This is a genomic window from Flavobacterium suncheonense GH29-5 = DSM 17707 (assembly GCF_000430025.1).
GTDB classification, from domain to species: domain Bacteria; phylum Bacteroidota; class Bacteroidia; order Flavobacteriales; family Flavobacteriaceae; genus Flavobacterium; species Flavobacterium suncheonense.
Map to the genome: position 1 here is coordinate 19288 of NZ_AUCZ01000016.1, position 20187 is coordinate 39474.

A 20187-nucleotide genomic window follows, 5' to 3' on the forward strand; every position below is an offset into this window, starting at 1 on the left:
TTATAAATTATTAATTGCTATGTATCCATTACACAGAGGAAGAAGACTGAGAGTCAACGAATCCATACGTAGTATCGTACGCGAAACCAGTTTAAGTTCGGCCGACTTTATGTTCCCGATGTTCATCGCGGAAGGCGAAAACGTAAAAGTAGAAATCCCTTCCATGCCGGGGATTTACCGTCGTTCGATTGATTTAACGGTGGAAGAAATAAAAGAATTGTTCGCTTTAGGCATCCGTGCGGTAAACATTTATGTAAAAGTAAACGACAACTTAAAAGACAACACCGGAAAAGAAGCCTGGAACCCGAACGGCCTAATGCAACAAGCCATTAAAGCCATTAAAACGGCTTGCCCGGAAATGATCGTAATGCCGGATGTGGCGCTGGATCCGTATTCGATTTACGGCCACGACGGAATTATCAAAAACGGTGACGTAGCCAACGACGAAACGGTGGAAGCGTTAGTAAAAATGGCCGTTTCCCATGCACAGGCCGGAGCCGATTTCGTAGCCCCAAGCGACATGATGGACGGACGCGTGCTGCGTTTGCGCGAAGGTTTGGATTCGGCAGGTTTTCAGAATGTAGGGATTATGAGTTATTCGGCGAAATATGCCTCGGCGTTTTACGGCCCATTCCGTGATGCGTTGGACAGTGCCCCGAAAGAAGCTGATATCGAAGTGCCGAAAGACAAAAAAACCTATCAGATGGATTACGCCAACCGCATCGAAGCAGTGAAAGAAGCTTTAATGGATGTGGAAGAAGGCGCTGATATGGTGATGGTAAAACCGGGAATCGCGTATTTGGACATTGTTCGCGAAGTGAAAAACGCCGTGAATGTTCCCGTAACGGTTTTCCATGTTTCGGGTGAATATGCGATGATTAAAGCCGCATCCGAAAGAGGCTGGCTCGACCACGATAAAATCATGATGGAACAGCTGATGTGTATCAAACGGGCCGGCGCGAGTTTGATTTCGACCTATTTTGCCAAAGAAGCCGCGATTTTGTTGAACAAATAAATTCACCGCAGATTCACAGATTTTAATAGAATCTGCGAATCTGCGGTAAAACTAAAAAAATGAAAAATACTATTCCTTTTTTAATGTTGTTGATGGCCACCTTCTTACTGGTGTCCTGCAAAAACGAAAAAAAAGAAAAAGCAGCTTTGTATCCGGAAATTAAAAAATCACCCGAAGAAGTCGCTTTGGCTTTAGGAAAAGAAATTTTCGACGGCAAAGGGATGTGTTATTCCTGCCACAAACCTAACCAAAAAGTGATTGGTCCGAGTGTAGCGGATATTGCTAAAATCTACAAAGAAAAAGGCGCCAGTATCACAGATTTCCTTACGGAAAAGAGCGGCCCGATTGTGGAACCGACGCAATACAGTGTGATGAAAACGAATTTCGCCATCACCAAAAACCTACCGGAAGACGAACTGAAAGCGCTTGAAACCTACATACTGAGTTTCTCGAAATAATATATTGTCCTCTTCGGAGGACTTTTTTGTTTTACAAAATGTAATGTTTATTTGTCTTTTTGGAAATTATGTTTTACATTTGATATCATCATTTAAAATCAATCATCATGAAAACGAACTTTTTATTTCCGAATGCTTTAAAAAAGCCAAGCCTGCTGGTATTGGTACTTTCCTTTCTGGGGCTGGTTTTTGTTTTAAACTTTAACGACGACGAGGCGGTACAATGGCAAGCCAACATATTTGCGCTGATGAACGACGAAGGTTTCAAAGGCCCTTTTTATTTCCGCTGGATTCAAAACAACATCCTCGACGAACTGGTGATGCTGCTTTTTATTGCCAGCGGTTTGGTCTTTGCCTTTTCCAAAGAGAAAACCGAAGACGAAATGGTCGCCAAAATCCGTTTGGAAAGCCTGGTTTGGGCCACCTATCTGAACTATGGCATTTTAGCGTTTTGCATCCTTTTCATCTACGGATTGCCGTTTGTGAATGTGATGCTGTACAACATGTTCACCTTACTGATTTTCTTCATCATCCGCTTTCACTGGATGTTACACAAATCCACTAAATTTGCCGAAAATGAAGAATAACGTAAAAGTACAGCGCGCCATTTTCAACCTCACTCAGGCAGAACTGGCGGAAAAAATCGGGGTAAGCCGACAGACCATCAACGCGATTGAGGCGGGAAAATATGTTCCTTCCACAGTCTTAGCACTGAAGATAGCCAAGCTGTTTGAAAAATCCGTAAACGACATCTTTGAATTGGAAGCCACGGACTAATTTGCTATCTTTAGCAGATGCAAACCGTCTTTATCAATACTCCGTTGGGCACCGCCAAAATCAAAGGCGATGAATTGGGCGTTTCGGTGATTTCGATTCTTCAGGAAGGCGAAATTTCGAAAACGATTCCCGTTGAACTGAAAGACGCCGTGAAACAATTGCAGGAATATTTCGAGGGAAAACGTACCACTTTCAATTTCCCGATCAATCCGAAAGGGACCGAATTTCAGCAGAAAGTCTGGAAAGCGCTTTTGGAAATCCCGTACGGCAAAACCACTTCCTATCTGGAGTTGTCCAAAAAATTAGGCGATGTCAAAGCGATTCGCGCCGTAGCATCCGCCAATGGGAAAAACCCACTTTGGATTGTCGTGCCGTGCCATCGCGTAATCGGTTCCGACGGTTCACTGACCGGTTATGCCGGTGGTTTGTGGCGCAAGAAATGGTTGCTGGAACATGAAAATCCTTTGAAACAGCAAAGTCTTTTTTGAAAATTCCAAAACCTTATAAACTATTTGAGTTCTTTAATTAGGTAAAAACTTTGCGGTCTTTGCGGTTAGAACACTGATAACCAATCTTTCAATTATTGAAATTTTCCAAAAAAACCAAAAGTTTATCCAATAGCCCCGATGGGAGCAACTACCGTGTAGTGCGGACAGCGGGAACAGGGCTTCCAAAAATTCCCGAACCTTTCGCTCCAAAAAATTGACAAGCTAAATCTAATTTGTGTAAATTCGTGGAATTCGTGGTCTAAAACTAAAACTATGACTTTCCTGAAAAAATTCCTGAAATGGTTCCTGATTGTTTTCGCCGGAATCATCCTGCTGATGTACCTTTTTGATGTAGATTACCTGCTTCGCGCCGTCCGGACGATTTACTTCCGCGGCTACACGACGGCATTTTTGGACGATTATACGCATTTCCCCAACCGAGAAATCAAAAAAAGCGTTGGACAACCCTGGGCGATTGCCAAAGATTACAATTCCGTTCCGGCTACTGAAGCCTTAGACAAAGAACACAAAGAACTGGGCACCGTGGCCTATCTGATCATCAAAAACGACAGCATCTGGCACGAAAGTTATTTTGACGGCTACGGAAAAAATTCCAAGTCGAATTCGTTTTCGATGGCAAAAAGTGTGGTTTCCGCAGCTTTGGGAAAAGCCATCATGGAGGGAAAAATCAAGAGTTTAGACCAGAAAGTAACCGATTTCTTCCCGGAACTTAAAGGCGAATTTGCCAAAGACGTAACCGTGGGCGATTTGTCGTCGATGGCTTCCGGACTGAGCTGGGACGAGAAATACTACAGCCCGTTTTCCATCGTAACCCGGGCCTATTTTGACAGCGATTTAAAGAAAGTGATTTTAGGTTTGAATGTAAAAGAAAAACCCGGACAATCCTTCAAATATTTAAGCGGCGCCACGCAATTACTGGCAATGTGCATCGAAAAAGCCACCGGGGAATACTTATCCGATTACGTTTCCAAAAATTTCTGGCAACCGATGGGCGCGGAAAACGAAGCGCTTTGGCAATTAGACCACGCACCGGACGGCATTGAAAAAGCGTATTGTTGCATCGCCAGCAACGCGAGGGATTTTGCCCGTTTCGGAAAACTGTACCGCGATTTCGGGAAGTGGAACGGCAAACAACTTTTGGACAGTGCTTTTGTAGCGAAATCCATTACGCCAAGATTTCCGGAAAGTCCGCAATACGGTTATGGTTTCTGGCTGCACAAAATCAACGGCAAAAAATTGTTTTACATGCGCGGCCATTTGGGCCAATTCGTGATTGTGGTGCCGGAAGACAATGTAATTATTGTGCGTTTGGGACATGTCAAAGGCCTGCAGACGGAAACCGATCCGCACAGCAACGATTTGTACGTATACTTTAACGAGGCGTATAAAATGTTGGAAAAACGACAGTAAATTTCATTTGCCGAGAATTGCACTGATTCCAACAAATTATTCGTGCTAATTCGCGCAATTTGCGGCAAATCTTAAAAAAACACTATATTTGTAATATTTTTCATATATAATCCAATCGAGAACGCTTACACACCAAACCGATGATTGAAAAAATTGCCTTAGACAACATCCTCTTTCTGGACATTGAAACCGTCCCGGAAACCGAGAATTTCAGCGACTTAGACGATACCAAAAAAGAACTTTTTACCCTCAAAACGCAATACCAGCGCAAAGACGATTATACGCCGGAAGAATTTTACGAACGTGCCGGCATTTGGGCCGAATTTGGAAAAATCATTTGCATTTCTGTTGGTTATTTCACACTGAAAAGCGACATCCGGCATTTTCGCGTAACTTCTTTTTTCGGGGATGAAATCAAAATTCTGAAAGACTTCGCCAATTTGCTGAACAATCATTTTGCACAACCACAGCATCTTTTATGCGGGCACAATGCGAAAGAATTTGACTTTCCGTTTATTGCGCGCAGAATGCTGATTCACGGCATCCCAATTCCGCAAAAACTGAATTTATTCGGCAAAAAACCCTGGGAAGTACCGCATCTCGACACCATGGAATTGTGGAAATTCGGGGATTTCAAAACCTTTACTTCCCTAAAATTACTGACCAACGTTTTGGGTATTCCATCCCCGAAAGACGATATCGACGGCAGTGAAGTGGGCAAAGTGTTTTACATCGACCAAGACATCGACCGCATCATCACCTACTGCGAAAAAGACGTGATTGCCGTGGCGCAGATTTTTTTAAAATTCCGTCGCGAAGACTTGCTGATTGAGGAGGAAATTGTTCATGTTTAGAAACTTTTTCCCGCTATCTGCTCATAATTGCCGAAGTAATCGGGGCTAGGGATTTGACCCTAAAAAGCCATACGGTGTTCTTTGTTAAAAATCGTTGCGCACTTTGCGGTTTAATAGTACATTTACCAAAAAACAGTTTTTATGGTATTGAGCAGATTTTGGCTGGTAATTTTTATTTCCTCGATTGCTTTTGTGGTTATCGGCTTGTTTTCGGGTAACAGTTACTCCATCGATTACGTACTGAACGGCAAAAAAGACGAACCGATTCTAATCGCCGAAAAATACCTGAACGAAGTTCCGGTTTTCATCAAAGACAGCCTCGAAAAAGCACCGGAGAACACCATCGTCATCAATACCGTAACATCCGATCCGGACACGACTTACGTGTATAAGAACAAAACGGTAAAAATTTTCAGTGACGTACAAAAATCGGATGGTTTACTGCCTACCTGTAAAAGCACTTTAGTGGATCTGATTCTTCCGTTAATTGCGTACCTGGCTTTTTTCTGCGGTCTCATGGAACTTTTAATTATTTCCGGCGCTTCCGGGAAATTAGCTAAAGTACTAAGCCCTGTATTTGTCAAAGTGTTTCCGAGTATTCCGAAAAACCACCCGTCGATTTCTTATATGACCTTAAATTTTGCTGCAAATTTCCTGGGATTGGATTCCGCAGCCACTCCATTCGGTTTAAAAGCCATGGAAAGTTTACAGGAAATCAATCCCGAAAAAGACAGAGCCAGTGATGCACAGATTATGTTCATGTGTCTGCACGCTTCGGGACTCACTTTAATTGCCACCTCCATTATCGGGTACCGCGCCGCTGCTGGAGCCACCAACCCAGCCGATGTAATGTTGCCGTGTATCATCACCTCACTTATAGGAACCATTGCGGCTTTTCTGATTGTGGGTGCGAAGCAAAAAATCAATTTCAAGAGTGCTTCTCTGCTGGCTGTTCTGATGGCATTAATCGCCGGAATCATTGGTTTACTGATGTATGTCAACCAGTTGGACTTAATCGGTAAAAACTATTTCACTTCCAATCTTTCCGCGTTGATATTGGTCGGAATTATTGCTTTCACGTTGATTTTCTCTTTCCGCAAGGAAAAGAAATTTACCGAGGCAAACACCACCGTTTTTGAAGCTTTTGTTACCGGAGCCAACAACGGAATTAAAACCGGAGTTACCATTTTCCCTTATGTGTTGGGAATGTTGGTGGCCATTTCTTTGTTCCGGAACAGCGGATTGTTTGAAATTATCAGCAATTGGATTGCATTTATTTTCTCCAATATGGGGGTCAGCAAAGAAATTACCGATGCGTTGCCTGTGGCCTTGCTGCGCCCTTTCAGTTCGGCAGGATCACGAGGCTTTTTGATTGATTCCATGAATACCTTCGGCGCGGATTCCTTAACCGGAAGGTTGAGCAGTATTTTCCAGTGTAGTGCCGAAAGTACCTTTTACGTCATTGCCGTTTACTTCGGTTCGGTAAACATTAAAAACACCCGTTACGCTTTAGGAACAATGCTGTTGGTGGATGTAATTTGTGTAATTACGGCGATTTTCGTGGCGAGCTGGTTTTTTCAATAAATGAGTTTTTTAGTAGATTTTGCTTCGGAAATGGCTTTGCAAGGAGCTTATTCACTCTTTAAATGGATTGGAGTTATTTGTAAGTGGCTTTTCTATTTAGGTAGAAAACCTGTTTCCGTCATTACGCATGAGAATTGGAATCGGAGAATCGGTCTTTTAGTTTTCCTTGTAAATCTCAGCACAATACTTTATCTCCTAAATTAAATTTATTCTATATCGTAAAGAACTTAAAAACATCCTTTTGGACTTCATTAAGTTTCGCTAAATTTACGCTCCAAAAATTACTAAACTATGGACTTTCTATACCAAGACCCGTATCCGATAGTAAAAGACGATACGCAATACCGAAAAATCACTTCCGACTACGTAAAAGTGGAACAATTGGGCGACCGCGAAATTTTAACGGTTGACCCTAAAGGCCTGGAATTGTTAGCCGAAGAAGCGATGAGCGACGTATCCTTCATGTTGCGTTCTTCGCATTTGCAAAAACTGCGAAACATCATCGACGATCCCGAAGCGACCGACAACGACCGTTTTGTGGCTTACAATTTATTGCAGAATGCCGTTGTGGCTGTAGATGGTCAGTTACCTTCCTGTCAGGACACCGGAACCGCCATCGTAATGGCGAAAAAAGGCGAAAACGTGTACACCGGCGTGGATGACGGCGAATGGTTGTCGAAGGGAATCTTCAATACTTATCAGAAACGAAATTTGCGCTATTCGCAGATTGTGCCGATTTCGATGTTTGAGGAGAAGAACTCAGGGTCGAACTTACCGGCGCAAATCGATATTTATGCTAAAAAAGGAGCTTCCTATGAGTTTCTTTTCTTAGCCAAAGGCGGTGGCTCTGCGAATAAAACCTTCTTATACCAGAAAACCAAATCCTTGTTAAACGAGAAGTCTTTAGACGAATTCATCCGCGAACGCATTATGGATTTGGGTACTTCGGCCTGTCCTCCGTATCACTTGGCTATCGTAATCGGAGGTACTTCTGCGGAAGCGAATTTAGCCGCCGTAAAAAAAGCCTCTGCCGGATATTACGACCATTTGCCGACTTCCGGAAACATGGCGGGTCAGGCGTTCCGCGATTTGGAGTGGGAAAAACGCGTGCAGGAAATTTGCCAGGAAAGCCACATCGGAGCACAGTTTGGCGGAAAATATTTAACACATGATGTCCGGGTGATCCGTTTACCGCGTCACGCTGCATCTTGCCCGGTGGGCATGGGCGTTTCCTGTTCAGCCGACCGAAACATCAAAGGAAAAATTACCAAAGACGGGATTTTCGTGGAACAACTGGAAACCAATCCAAGACAGTTTTTACCGGAAACCGCACCGCATCTGGAAGCACCGGTAGAAATTGATTTGAACCGTCCGATGGCTGAAGTTTTGGCGGAATTGACAAAATATCCGATCAAAACCAGATTAAAATTAAACGGAACGTTAATCGTTGCCCGTGATATCGCCCACGCAAAAATCAAAGAATTACTGGATGCCGGAAAACCAATGCCGGACTATTTCAAAAACCATCCGATTTACTACGCAGGACCTGCGAAAACACCGGAAGGCATGCCATCCGGAAGTTTCGGTCCTACTACGGCCGGACGTATGGACGTGTATGTGGACGAGTTTCAAAAGCACGGCGGCAGCATGATTATGTTAGCCAAAGGAAACCGTTCTAAAGACGTAACGAATGCGTGTAACAAATACGGTGGTTTCTATTTGGGATCGATTGGTGGACCTGCTGCTATTTTAGCCAAAGAAAACATCCTTTCCGTTGAAGTGGTGGATTTTGAAGAATTAGGCATGGAAGCGGTTCGTAAAATCACGATTAAAGATTTCCCGGCGTTTATTATTACCGATGATAAAGGGAATGATTTTTTTGAGAACCTTTAAATTTTAGCCGCAAAGACACAACGTTTTTCGCAGGGTTCACAAAGTTAAAAATACAAAGATCGTCTTGTTCAATAAACAGACGGTCTTTGTATTTTATTGTATTATTATTTCTCCTTCGTCAGAATAATAAAAAAGCTATTCCACATACAACACCAATCCTTTCAGGTAATGCCCTTCCGGATGGTAAATATTGGTCGGATGATCCGGTCCTTGCGATAATTTATGCAATACACGGATGTTTCTTCCGGTTTCAATGGCGGCTGCAGCTATCGTATTGTAAAACAACACATCGTCGATTACCTGAGAACAGGAAAACGTAAACAGAATTCCCTTAGGCGCCAAGGACTTCAATCCGGCAATATTCAGACGTTTGTAGGCCTGAGTAGCGGTATGTTTGCTCTTGATGTTTTTGGCAAAGGCCGGCGGATCCAGTACAATCAAATCGTATTGCTGGTTGTGTTCTTTCAGAAAATCAAAAACGTCGGATGCTACGGCTTCGTGGTTGCAGTCGTCGTAGTTCAACTCCATATTGCGTTCGGCCAAAGCCACGGCTTTCTCGGAAATATCTACGGAAGTGACCAGTTGCGCTCCGGCGCTCATCGCGTAAATCGAAAAGCCTCCGGTATAACAGAACGTGTTCAAAACGCGTTTGCCGTGTGCGTAGTGCGCCAACAGTTTTCGGTTGTCCCGCTGGTCTAAGAAGAAGCCTGTTTTCTGGCCTTCCACCCAGTTTACGGCAAATAAAATGTTATTCTCTTTGGCAACCGTCTCGGGTTTATCGCCATGCAGGAAGAAATCTTTTCCGGTGTTCGGAAGGGTTCCGCTGCTTTTGCAGTAAATGGTTTCACAGTAATCGGCAAAATTGGTTTTAATCGCATCGGCGATGGCTTCCATCTGAAAGTAAATCCCGGAAGAATGCGCCTGCAACACCCAGTTTTTGTCGTAATAATCGATAATTAAACCCGGAATTCTGTCGCCTTCGCCGTGGATTAGACGAAACGCATTGGTTTCTTCGAGTTTCAACAATTTCAAACGCAGTTCCCAAGCCGATTTTAATCTGTCAGCCCAGAAATTAGTATCGAACGATTCTTTTCCGAAAGTTAAAATGCGTACGACTATGCTGCCCCGGTCGCTGAAATATCCAGTTGCCAGATGTTTGTTGTTAGCATCCACCACATCAACCATTTCTCCGTCATGGAGCTCCTGACTCACACCATATACGGCTCCACTGAACACCCACGGGTGACGGCGCTGTACCGATTTTTCCTTTCCCGGTTTTAAAATAACTTTCGGATAACTCATATACTTGTATTTTGATGCAAAGGTAAAAGAAAAAGCATCTTCAGTAGCTTTTACCAAAGATGCTTTCCCATATATTTCAGATTTTTTTAGTCGATTACCATTTCCGGAATGTCGCCTTCGATAAGCAATTCGGCTTCTGTGGCTTTGATGATGTCTTCAACCGAAACACCCGGAGCGCGCTCCAACAGTTTGAACCCTTTCGGGGTAACTTCCAAAACGGCCAGTTCGGTAACTACTTTTTTCACACAACCTACACCGGTTAGCGGTAAGGTACATCGCTTAAGGATTTTAGATTCGCCGGCTTTGTTTACGTGCATCATCGCTACGATAATGTTTTCCGCAGAAGCTACCAAATCCATAGCACCTCCCATTCCTTTGACCATTTTTCCCGGGATTTTCCAGTTGGCGATATCGCCGTTTTCCGAAACTTCCATGGCTCCTAAAATCGTTAAATCGACTTTTTGGGCGCGGATCATCCCGAAACTGAAGGCCGAATCAAAAAAACTGGCCCCCGGTAAGGTGGTAATCGTTTGCTTTCCGGCGTTGATAATATCGGCATCTTCCTCCCCTTCAAAAGGGAAAGGTCCCATCCCCAATACGCCGTTTTCACTCTGAAATTCCACGGAAATATCGTGACGCACATAATTGGCCACCAAGGTCGGGATTCCGATGCCTAAATTTACGTAATATCCGTCTTTTACTTCTTTCGCGATGCGTTTTGCAATTTCTTCTTTTCCTAAGGCCATGATTAACTTCTTTTTCGGGTGGTACGTTGTTCGATTCGCTTTTCAAATTTCTCGCCCTGGAAAATACGGTTAATCATAATTCCGGGGATGTGAATCTGATTTGGGTCTAAAGTGCCAGCCGGTACTAATTCTTCTACCTCGGCAATGGTAATTTTTGCCGCTCCGGCCATAGGCGCGTTGAAGTTACGGGCCGTTCCTTTGAAAATAAGGTTGCCGGCTTCATCGCCTTTCCAGGCTTTTACAATCGAGAAATCGGCTTTAAAGGCCAATTCCATGATGTGCATTTTGCCGTTGAACTCGCGTACTTCTTTCCCTTCGGCTACTTCGGTACCGTAGCCCGCAGGTGTAAAAAACGCTGGGATTCCGGCTTGCGCCGCACGACATTTTTCTGCAAGTGTTCCTTGTGGGGTTAATTCCACCTCAAGTTCCCCACTTAACATTTGACGTTCGAATTCGGCATTTTCCCCCACATAGGAAGAAATCATTTTTTTGATTTGTTTTTTCTGAAGCAATAACCCCAATCCGAAATCGTCTACTCCGGCGTTGTTGGAAATACACGTTAGGTTGGTGGTTCCTTTGCGAACCAGTTCGGCTATGCTGTTTTCCGGAATTCCGCACAGTCCGAAACCACCCAGCATGATGGTCATTCCGTCCTGTATTCCTTCCAGCGCTTCCTGTACGTTATTAACTTTACGGCTAATCATTGTTTTAGTTTGTGTTTGTTTTGGTTATATTAATAAGCAAGACGCCACGAAACGCGACGTCTTTGTTTTAAAAATCGAATTCATCTGTGGTGGTTTCCTCTACCTTAGTCGAGTCGGTTTCCACTTTTTTCGGTGTCCAGCAATCCACTTTGATGGAGAAATTTTCCGGTCTTTCAAAGGGTTTCTGCGACACGTTCAACGTCTTGTCTTCGTAACATTTCTTCATGAAAATCCCCCAGATCGGAAGCGCCATTGTGGCTCCCTGACCCATGTTGGTCTGTTGGAAATGGGCAGCACGGTCTTCGTTTCCTACCCAAACTCCGGCCGCTAAATTGGGCACCATTCCGATGAACCAACCGTCGGAGTTGTTTTGGGAGGTTCCGGTTTTACCCGCTATCGGATTGCGCAGATTATACGGCACGCCGGTTACTCTTGCCGATTCCGGAGCACTGCCCCAGCGCAGACGTGATCCGGTTCCGTATTCCGTTACCCCTTCCATCAGTTTAATCATGGTATAGGCCACGTCTTTGCTCATGACGTCACGCGATTCCGGTGTGGGTTGGTACACCACAACCCCGTTTTTATCCACTATTTTTTCAATTACCTGAGGTTTCATGTAAATTCCCTGATTGGCAAACGTACTGAAGGCCGCCACCATTTCTTCAACGGTAATGTCTACGGCACCCAGTGCAATCGAAGGCTGTACCGGTATTTTAGACGTTACGCCTAATTTTTTAGTCATGTCCACTACGGCTTCCGGTCCTACTTTGTCAATCAGTTTGGCCGAAACCGTATTGATGGAATTCGCCAAAGCGGATTTCAGATTCACCATACCGCGGTAATTTCCAGTGGAGTTTTTAGGCGACCAGTCGGCATCGATGCCGTAACGGCCTTTCGGCATGGTAAACGGTGAATCGTAGATGGAATCACAAGGAGACATTTTTAATTGCTCGATAGCCGTAGCATACAGGAACGGTTTGAATGTAGAACCTACCTGTCTGGCTCCCTGTCCTACGTGATCGTACTGAAAGTGTTTGTAATTGATACCGCCCACCCACGCTTTTACATAGCCGGTTTGAGGTTCCATCGCCATCATTCCGGTTTGCAGAAAATGCTTGTAGTAAATAATGGAATCGTGCGGACTCATTAAAGTGTCTTTCTCGCCTTTCCAGGTGAAGACTTTCATCTTAGTTGGCACTTTAAACGATTTTACAATCTTATCTTCGTCAAAGCCTTTTTCCTTCATGATTCGCCAGCGCTCGGAATTTTTCATGGCACGGTTGATAATCATTTGGGTTTCTTCCGGAGTAATTCCGGTAAAAGGCGCATTGGGATTGCTTTTTTGACGTTTGTTGAATTCCTGTTGCAGGTTGGCCAAATGGTCGGTTACCGCTTCTTCGGCATATTGCTGCATTCTGGAATCGATGGTGGTATAGATTTTCAAACCGTCGCGGTAGATGTCGTATTCGCCTCCCCCGTCTTTTTTAGGATTCTCTTTTACCCATTTTTTCAGAAAATCCCGCAAATATTCTCTGAAATACGTTGCCGTTCCTTCAATATGACTCTCTGGAGTGAATTTCAAAACAATCGGTTGCTTTTGAAAATATTCTTTTTTCTCCTTGGTTAAAAAGCCGTTTTTTTCCATCTGGTGCAACACGACGTTACGACGTTGTGTAACTTTTTCCAATCGTCGACGCGGATTGTACAACGAAGGGTTTTTCAGCATTCCGACAAACATCGCCGCTTCGTCAACCGTTAAATCTTTTGGTTCTTTATTCAGATAGATTTTAGCCGCCGAACGAATTCCTACCGCATTGTTCACGTAATCCACGGTGTTGAAATAGTGGGCAATGATTTCCTGTTTGGTGTACTGACGCTCCAGTTTGGTGGCAATAATCCATTCTTTTGCCTTTTGAATGATACGGAACGGCAGAAATTTAGATCCTTCTCCGTGAAAAAGGTTTTTGGCCAACTGTTGGGTAAGCGTACTGGCTCCACCGCTGCTTCCTAAACTCAAAGCCGCACGAAGGGTTCCTTTGGTGTCGATTCCGGAATGTTCGTAAAAACGTTCGTCTTCCGTGGCGATTAAGGCCTTTACCAAATGATCCGGCAATTCGGCATATTTTACCGGAGTTCGGTTTTCCAGGTAGAATTTCCCTAAGGTTACCCCGTCCGAAGAAATAATTTCCGTTGCCACATTGGAATTCGGATTTTCCAGTTCATCAAACGACGGCATGGAACCGAACAAACCCCAGGAAGCAAAAAGGAAAAATAAAATCACTCCGCCAAAACAGTAGAAAAACAGTTTCCAGAACTTTTTTATGTAAGACGAAAAGTCTTCTTTTTTAGTGTTGATTTGAGCCATGGCTATTTTGTATTTTCAATTCTAAAACCAATTTCAGAAATACCAGGCAATTGTTCCATTCCGGCCACCTTACCGGTTTCACGAACCGCCTGCTCGATACTTACGACATATTTTCCGGGTTTGGGAAATTTAGCCTTTTCCTTATACCACAACTTGCTTTCCTTTACATCGGAAAAACCATCACCCATTAAACTTCCGTCCGGGTGGGCCATCAAGTACTCTAATGTATCCACCTTGGTTACGCCGTCGGGCTGCAGCATCGAGATAATCAGAAACAGGTTGTTAAACGGATAATCATTGTTGTTGCGGATGTTGACAAACATATTGTACTTGCTAACCGTATCTTGCTGCTCAAAAGAGAATACAATTTTTTGCTTTTTATGCCAGGAGCCGTCAATTTCGCGGTATTCGTCAAAAACGCGCTTCTTATCACAGGATACCAGTAACAGTACAACTGCCAATGCCAGCAGCAAGCCGTTATTCTTTAGGCGTGTTTTTATCATTGGATGGTCGGTTTCGGTTGGGTTTATGTCTTTTCTTGTTGCGTTTTTGCGGCTCTGCAGCACTGTCGGTTTGTTCTGCCTGTTTTGATCGTTCCGGTCGTTCTCTGCGTTCGCCCCGCTCATTTCTGGCCGCTTTTTCCGTTTGCGGTTTTTCCGGTTTGTCTGCTTTTTCAACCGCAGCGCCAGGGCGTTTTTTATTCGGTCTTTTCTTTTTCTTCGGCTGGTCAAAACGCGTAAGGCTGTCTTGTCCCACCACATTTTGGAAATTTTTCTCCTGAGAAGCGGTTTCCTCTACGGCAAACTCTTCCAGAGAAGCCACCTTTTTCTTTTCCTTGTTCAGCGCGATGATTTCTTTCACCTGCTCCACTTTCAGCATGTGCCAGTGAGCGTAATTATCGGTGTAGGCAAACCACATCAGACCTTTGAAAATATCCAGTTTCTGACATACCGCATCGCCTTTTTCCGTATACAACTTGGTGTCCATTTCCGGAAAACCTTTCAGAGCATCTAAATAAGTATCCAGTTCGTAATTCAGACAGCATTTCAGTTTTCCGCATTGCCCGGCTAATTTCTGCGGATTCAGCGACAATTGCTGGTAACGCGCCGCGGAAGTGTTCACGCTTCGGAAATCGGTCAGCCAAGTCGAACAGCACAATTCGCGTCCACAGGAACCGATACCGCCCAAACGCGCCGCTTCCTGACGGAAACCCACCTGCTTCATCTCGATGCGGATGTTGAATTCTTTGGCGAAATCCTTAATCAGCTGACGGAAATCCACACGGTCGTTTGCCGTATAATAAAATGTCGCTTTGGAAGCATCGCCCTGAAATTCAATGTCGGAAATTTTCATCTCAAGTTTTAAGGCAATGGCGATTTCACGCGCGCGCACCTTCATCGGTTCTTCCCGGTCGCGGGCTTCGCTCCAGATATCGATGTCTTTCTGTGATGCTTTTCGGTACACTTTCGGCACTTCGCCTTCCGGATTTACGCCTTTTTTCTTCATCTGCACCTTTACCAGTTCGCCGGTTAAGGTTACAATTCCGACGTCGTGACCCGGTGAAGCTTCCGTAGCCACGATGTCGCCAATGGACAGGGTTAGCTTTTCGGTGTTTCTGAAGAATTCTTTTCTTCCGTTTTTAAAGCGTACTTCCACACAGTCGAAAGGCTCCTGACCTCCCGGTAAACTCATGTTGGAAAGCCAGTCGAAAACCGTTAATTTGTTGCAGCTGTCGGTGCCGCAAGTCCCGTTATTTTTACATCCGCGCGGTGTTCCGTCTTTGGAACCCGTGGAACAGTTGGTACATGCCATAGTTTTGAGTATATCGTGGTCATCCGCCGCAGCGAACTACTTGGTTCGTAATTATGTTTTGTGTGTAAAGATAGTATTTTTTAGTTGCAAAGCCACCATATGAAAAGTTGTAATCTTCTTAAAGTTTGAAATCAAAAAACCTGCCGCATTCTAAAAACGCAGCAGGCTCAATTTAAGTATTTTATCGTTACAAAATAATGTTTTTTTAGGTGGTTTTCACCGAAATGATGCGTACCGGACAGGCTTTTTCCGCCAGTTCACAGGCTTCTAAAATGGCGTAATCGTGCGATTTTAACGTATGGAAGCCGCGGGTGTTGACCGATTTCAGCAAAACGGTTTTTCCGTCTTTTTTGGACATCTGAAACTGGGCCGGCGCCATTTCCACACAATAATTGCACCCGATGCACTTCTCGCGCTGTAACGTAACGACTACCATCAGGCTTCCACAATTTTATACAACTTATCGGAAAGACGGATGCGAAACGGCAGTTTGAAAGTACAACTGTCGCCTTTGGTCGCTTTTTCCGCTATTTTTTCATTCACATACATCTCGCCGATGACCATTTCCTGCGCACCGGTGCTTGGACCGGTAATTAAAATCTTATCACCTTGTTTGATGTCGTAGGCTTCGATTTTAAATTCGCCGATGCCGGCTTTCTGAAAGAAATGCACGCCTTTGCCCACGTATACTTTTTTCTGGGTGGCACTCGATCCCGGATTGTCGCTCCATTCGCCTAATTTCTGCCCCAGGTAATAACCCGACCAAAAACCGCGGTTGTAAACGGTGGACAAATCTTCCATCCAGGCGTTGATTTTTTCTTTGGTGAAGGTGCCTTCGTAATAGGCATCAATCGCTTCGCGGTAGGTTTTCACAACCGTAGCCACATAATCGGCGGCACGGCCCCGTCCTTCTATTTTCAGCACTTTGATACCGGAATCGATGACCTGATCGAGAAAATCCAGTGTACACAAATCTTTGGGCGACATCATGTACTCGTTATCGATTTCAATTTCAAAACCGGATTCCTGGTCGATCACGGTATATTTTTTACGGCAGTTCTGCTTGCAAGCGCCCCGGTTGGCCGAAGAATTGTGCGAATGCAGGCTCAGGTAACATTTCCCCGAAACCGCCATGCACAAGGCACCATGTCCGAAGATTTCGATTTCCACCAGATTGCCGGACGGTCCTTTGATTTGTTCTTTTTCGATCTCGTCGGTAATTTTCTTCACCTGTCGCAGACTCAATTCGCGCGACAACACGATGGTATCGGCAAACAGACTGTAGAATTTTACGGTTTCGATGTTCGTCACATTCAACTGGGTGGAAATGTGTACTTCGATGCCCATGGTTTTCGCCGCCATGATGACCGCCTGATCCGAAGCGATTACTGCTGTGATGCCGGCTTCTTTGGCTTTGGTCAGCAAGGTTTTCACTACCGACAAATCGTGGTCGTAAATAATGGTATTGAGCGTTAAATACGTTCTGACGTTTTTCGCTTTACAGCGGCGGGCGATTTCCGGCAAATCGTCTATCGTGAAATTCACCGTAGCGCGCGCTCTCATGTTAAGTTGTTCTACACCGAAATAAACCGAATCGCAACCGTTGTCTAAAGCAGCCTGTAAAGATTCGAAATTACCGGCCGGAGCCATTAACTCAATTCTTCCTGTAGTGGTCATTTTAACTTAGCAATTTAAACAGTTTGTCGGAAGCCCGTACTTTAAAAGGAACGGAAAAAGTGACTTTGTCACCTGCTTTGGCGGTGGCGCTTTCCTGTCCGTTTACCAGTAATTTTTCCACTACCAGTTGCTTTTCGCCGGTTGTCGGCCCCTGAATCAGGATTTTATCGCCGGCCTGCAGTTCGTGGTTGGTGATGGTAAACTGCCCTACCTGCGCTTTGGAATAATAATGTTCGCCCTTGCCCACCATTACTTTTTTGACGGCGATGCGCTGGCGAAGGGTTTTGGGTTTTTCGTTTTCCTCGGTAGCCTGCGCTAACGGGATGCCTTCCAGAACACCTGATTTTTTAAATTTCAGGGATTCCGATTTTCCTTTGCGGAAAATTTTATTGCCCACCTGTAGTCCTTTTCGCTTGCGGATCTGATCGGCCAAAGGCAAATGGATGGTTTCCTGGCATTCGGTCGAACAGCAGTTTTCCATCGCTTCCATACATTCGTCGCACTGAATGAACAACAAGTGACAGGCATCGTTGGCACAATTGGTATGGTTGTCGCACGGTTTTCCGCATTGGTGGCATTGTGCGATGATATCGTTGGTGATGCGTTCTCCCAAACGGTGATCGAAAACGAAATTCTTTCCGATAAATTTGCTTTCCAGACCTTCTTCTTTAATCTGCTTGGCGTAGTTTATGATTCCTCCTTCAAGCTGATATACATTTTTGAAACCTTGGTGTTTAAAGTACGCCGAAGCTTTTTCACAACGGATCCCTCCGGTACAGTACATCACCAGGTTTTTGTCTTCTTTATAGTCTTTTAACTGTTCGTTGATAATCGGTAAAGATTCGCGGAAAGTTTCCACATCCGGCGTGATGGCGCCTTTAAAATGGCCCACTTCACTTTCGTAATGGTTTCTGAAATCCACCACGATGGTATTAGGATCGTCTAAAATGTCATTAAACGCTTTGGCATTTAAGTGAACGCCTTTATTGGTTACATCAAAGGTTTCATCGTTTAAACCGTCGGCTACAATTTTGTTGCGGACTTTCACCGTTAATTTTAAAAAGGAATGATCGTCGTGTTCTACGGCCACATTAAGACGAATCCCTTTCATGAAATCGTAGGCTTCCAGTGTTTCGCGGAACGCTTCAAAGTTTTGCGCCGGAACACTCATCTGCGCGTTAATCCCTTCTTTGGCTACATAAATACGGCCAAGAGCATCGAGCTTATTCCAAGCTACAAATAAATCGTTACGAAATTGTTGAGGGTCTTCAATGTGCGCGTACTGATAGAAAGACAAAGTAAGACGCTGCTGACCGGCTTGGTCGATAAGCTCTTTTCTTTCCTCTGCGCTTAAGGTGTTATACAGTTGCATGCTATAAACGTTAAGTGAGATTTTACAATATGAGGAACTCTAAATGGAAGAATTCGGGTGCAAAGTTACAGTTTTAAAATTAATTTCAAAACCTACTGACAATCAGAGGACTAAAAATAAATCCGATTGTTGATAACATCTTATTGGCAACTTAAAAAAAAGCAGTATTTTTAGCAAAAATTATAAACCATGAGTTCAGAGAAAGAAGCAAAATTAAAAGCCTTACAACTAACCTTAGACAAATTGGATAAAACCTACGGAAAAGGGACGGTAATGAAATTAGGTGATGCAGCAGTAGAGGAAGTGGATGCCATTCCTTCCGGCTCGCTGGGCGTGGATTTGGCGCTTGGCGTTAACGGTTATCCGCGGGGCCGAATCATTGAAATTTTCGGACCGGAATCTTCGGGTAAAACCACTTTAACCTTACACGCCATTGCTGAAGCTCAAAAAGCAGGAGGTTTAGCCGCCTTTATCGATGCGGAGCACGCGTTCGACCGTTTTTATGCCCAGAAATTAGGCGTTGACATCGATAATTTGATTATTTCACAACCCGATAACGGGGAACAAGCTTTGGAAATTGCTGAAAACTTAATCCGTTCTGGCGCTATTGATTTAGTAGTGATTGACTCCGTAGCCGCTTTAACGCCGAAAAGCGAAATCGAAGGCGAAATGGGCGACTCCAAAATGGGATTGCACGCGCGTTTGATGTCGCAGGCATTGCGTAAATTAACCGCTACCATTAATAAAACGAACTGTACCGTTTTCTTCATCAACCAGTTGCGCGAGAAAATCGGGGTGATGTTCGGAAATCCGGAAACCACAACGGGAGGTAATGCCCTGAAGTTTTACGCTTCGGTACGTATCGACATCCGCAAATCCACCCAAATTAAAGACGGGGAAAATGTATTGGGGAACCGTACGAAAGTAAAAATTGTGAAAAACAAAGTAGCACCACCGTTCCGTACCGCGGAATTCGACATTATGTACGGCGAAGGGATTTCCAAAACCGGTGAAGTGTTGGATTTGGCTGTGGAATTTGAAATCATCAAAAAGAGCGGTTCGTGGTTCAGCTACGGCGACACCAAATTAGGTCAGGGCCGCGATGCCGTGAAAGCGCTGATTAAAGACAATCCGGAACTGATGGACGAACTGGAAGAAAAAATCAAAGAACATATTAAAGCACAGAATGCCTAATATTTTAAAACCCGAAAAATTTTTCGGGTTTTTTTATCTGTGACGCAACCTTTTACCTTTTTTGCATCTATATAAGAAACAAGCGACCCTTAGTATAAAATGAAAAAATTATTTTTTATAGTAACTTTTATAGCTTTTGCTTTGTCTTCCTGTTCTTCAGACGACGGACAAGAAGATGTAACATACGAGCTTTTGCCAATACAGGAAGTAACACTTCCCTCTACTTTTAAAACAAACCAAGACAATATTATTGAGGTTCGGTTTTTAAGACCAACCACCTGTCATGGCTTCAATAGTTTTTATTATGAAAAAGAGGGAATGACGCGAACAGTGGCGGTTGAAGCAATTGTGTTTAACGGCAACGAATGCGAACCGTTAACGGAAAGTATTGCCACACAAAATTTAAAATTCAGACCGGAAGCAACCGGAGAATACACCTTTAAATTCTGGCAGGGAAAAGACGAACAAGGAACAGATATTTTCTTAACCTTTCAGATTTTGGTAGAACAGTAACA

General features: G+C 44.1%; 20 protein-coding genes. 11 read left to right on the forward strand and 9 right to left on the reverse strand.

Annotated elements, in window-relative coordinates; translation table 11 throughout:
• Window positions 1-19: 19 nt before the first annotated feature.
• The 9 genes from hemB to G498_RS0109145 all read left to right on the forward strand — a co-directional run bounded on the left by hemB (window position 20) and on the right by G498_RS0109145 (window position 8500).
• A complete protein-coding gene (gene hemB, locus G498_RS0109100; RefSeq protein WP_026980896.1) occupies window positions 20-1015 on the forward strand; it encodes a porphobilinogen synthase in 996 nt (331 codons plus the stop codon).
• 59 nt (window positions 1016-1074) lie between these two features.
• The gene (locus G498_RS0109105; protein ID WP_026980897.1) at window positions 1075-1473 is read left to right on the forward strand and encodes a c-type cytochrome; all 399 of its coding nucleotides are present in this window, start codon (window positions 1075-1077) and stop codon (window positions 1471-1473) included.
• Window positions 1474-1580: 107 nt separating this feature from the next.
• Entirely contained in the window at window positions 1581-2060 is a 480-nt protein-coding gene (locus G498_RS0109110; protein ID WP_026980898.1) for a hypothetical protein, read from the forward strand.
• Window positions 2050-2250, forward strand: a complete 201-nt coding sequence (locus G498_RS0109115; RefSeq protein ID WP_026980899.1) for a helix-turn-helix transcriptional regulator — start codon at window positions 2050-2052, stop codon at window positions 2248-2250. The genes G498_RS0109110 and G498_RS0109115 overlap by 11 nt, the downstream gene beginning before the upstream one ends.
• Window positions 2251-2267: 17 nt before the next feature.
• The gene (locus G498_RS0109120) at window positions 2268-2738 is read left to right on the forward strand and encodes a methylated-DNA--[protein]-cysteine S-methyltransferase (RefSeq protein WP_026980900.1); all 471 of its coding nucleotides are present in this window, start codon (window positions 2268-2270) and stop codon (window positions 2736-2738) included.
• A gap of 273 nt (window positions 2739-3011) precedes the next feature.
• The gene (locus G498_RS0109125) at window positions 3012-4169 is read left to right on the forward strand and encodes a serine hydrolase domain-containing protein (protein ID WP_026980901.1); all 1158 of its coding nucleotides are present in this window, start codon (window positions 3012-3014) and stop codon (window positions 4167-4169) included.
• 140 nt (window positions 4170-4309) lie between these two features.
• The gene (locus G498_RS0109130; RefSeq protein ID WP_026980902.1) at window positions 4310-5023 is read left to right on the forward strand and encodes a 3'-5' exonuclease; all 714 of its coding nucleotides are present in this window, start codon (window positions 4310-4312) and stop codon (window positions 5021-5023) included.
• Window positions 5024-5164: 141 nt separating this feature from the next.
• The gene (locus tag G498_RS0109135; RefSeq protein WP_026980903.1) at window positions 5165-6607 is read left to right on the forward strand and encodes a nucleoside recognition domain-containing protein; all 1443 of its coding nucleotides are present in this window, start codon (window positions 5165-5167) and stop codon (window positions 6605-6607) included.
• Window positions 6608-6898: 291 nt separating this feature from the next.
• Window positions 6899-8500 carry a fumarate hydratase gene (locus tag G498_RS0109145; protein ID WP_026980905.1) on the forward strand — a complete coding sequence of 534 codons (1602 nt, stop codon included), beginning with the start codon at window positions 6899-6901 and terminating at the stop codon, window positions 8498-8500.
• Between the two features lie 135 nt (window positions 8501-8635).
• Here G498_RS0109145 and G498_RS0109150 read toward each other — a convergent pair whose 3' ends face one another.
• The 9 genes from G498_RS0109150 to trhO form a co-directional block, all read right to left on the reverse strand.
• Window positions 8636-9802, reverse strand: coding sequence for a class I SAM-dependent rRNA methyltransferase (locus G498_RS0109150; RefSeq protein ID WP_026980906.1), 1167 nt, complete (start codon window positions 9800-9802; stop codon window positions 8636-8638).
• Window positions 9803-9888: 86 nt separating this feature from the next.
• Entirely contained in the window at window positions 9889-10548 is a 660-nt protein-coding gene (locus tag G498_RS0109155; RefSeq protein ID WP_026980907.1) for a 3-oxoacid CoA-transferase subunit B, read from the reverse strand.
• A 2-nt stretch (window positions 10549-10550) separates the two neighbouring features.
• The gene (locus tag G498_RS0109160; RefSeq protein WP_026980908.1) at window positions 10551-11252 is read right to left on the reverse strand and encodes a CoA transferase subunit A; all 702 of its coding nucleotides are present in this window, start codon (window positions 11250-11252) and stop codon (window positions 10551-10553) included.
• Between the two features lie 67 nt (window positions 11253-11319).
• The gene (locus G498_RS0109165; protein ID WP_026980909.1) at window positions 11320-13617 is read right to left on the reverse strand and encodes a penicillin-binding protein 1A; all 2298 of its coding nucleotides are present in this window, start codon (window positions 13615-13617) and stop codon (window positions 11320-11322) included.
• Window positions 13618-13619: 2 nt separating this feature from the next.
• Complete coding sequence (locus tag G498_RS0109170) at window positions 13620-14120, reverse strand: gliding motility lipoprotein GldH (protein ID WP_035744915.1); 501 nt, start codon at window positions 14118-14120, stop codon at window positions 13620-13622.
• Complete coding sequence (locus G498_RS0109175; protein WP_026980911.1) at window positions 14095-15429, reverse strand: PSP1 domain-containing protein; 1335 nt, start codon at window positions 15427-15429, stop codon at window positions 14095-14097. The genes G498_RS0109170 and G498_RS0109175 overlap by 26 nt, the downstream gene beginning before the upstream one ends.
• A 205-nt stretch (window positions 15430-15634) precedes the next feature.
• Complete coding sequence (locus tag G498_RS0109180; RefSeq protein ID WP_026980912.1) at window positions 15635-15865, reverse strand: ferredoxin; 231 nt, start codon at window positions 15863-15865, stop codon at window positions 15635-15637.
• Window positions 15865-17106, reverse strand: coding sequence for a peptidase U32 family protein (locus tag G498_RS0109185; RefSeq protein WP_026980913.1), 1242 nt, complete (start codon window positions 17104-17106; stop codon window positions 15865-15867). Before G498_RS0109185 ends, G498_RS0109180 begins: the two co-directional genes overlap by 1 nt.
• Window position 17107: 1 nt before the next feature.
• Window positions 17108-18478, reverse strand: a complete 1371-nt coding sequence (trhO, locus tag G498_RS0109190) for an oxygen-dependent tRNA uridine(34) hydroxylase TrhO (protein WP_026980914.1) — start codon at window positions 18476-18478, stop codon at window positions 17108-17110.
• A 189-nt stretch (window positions 18479-18667) separates the two neighbouring features.
• Between trhO and recA the strand changes: the two genes are divergently transcribed.
• Window positions 18668-19672, forward strand: coding sequence for a recombinase RecA (gene recA / locus G498_RS0109195; RefSeq protein WP_026980915.1), 1005 nt, complete (start codon window positions 18668-18670; stop codon window positions 19670-19672).
• A 99-nt stretch (window positions 19673-19771) separates the two neighbouring features.
• Window positions 19772-20185, forward strand: coding sequence for a hypothetical protein (locus tag G498_RS14905; protein WP_051269822.1), 414 nt, complete (start codon window positions 19772-19774; stop codon window positions 20183-20185).
• Window positions 20186-20187 lie beyond the last annotated feature (2 nt).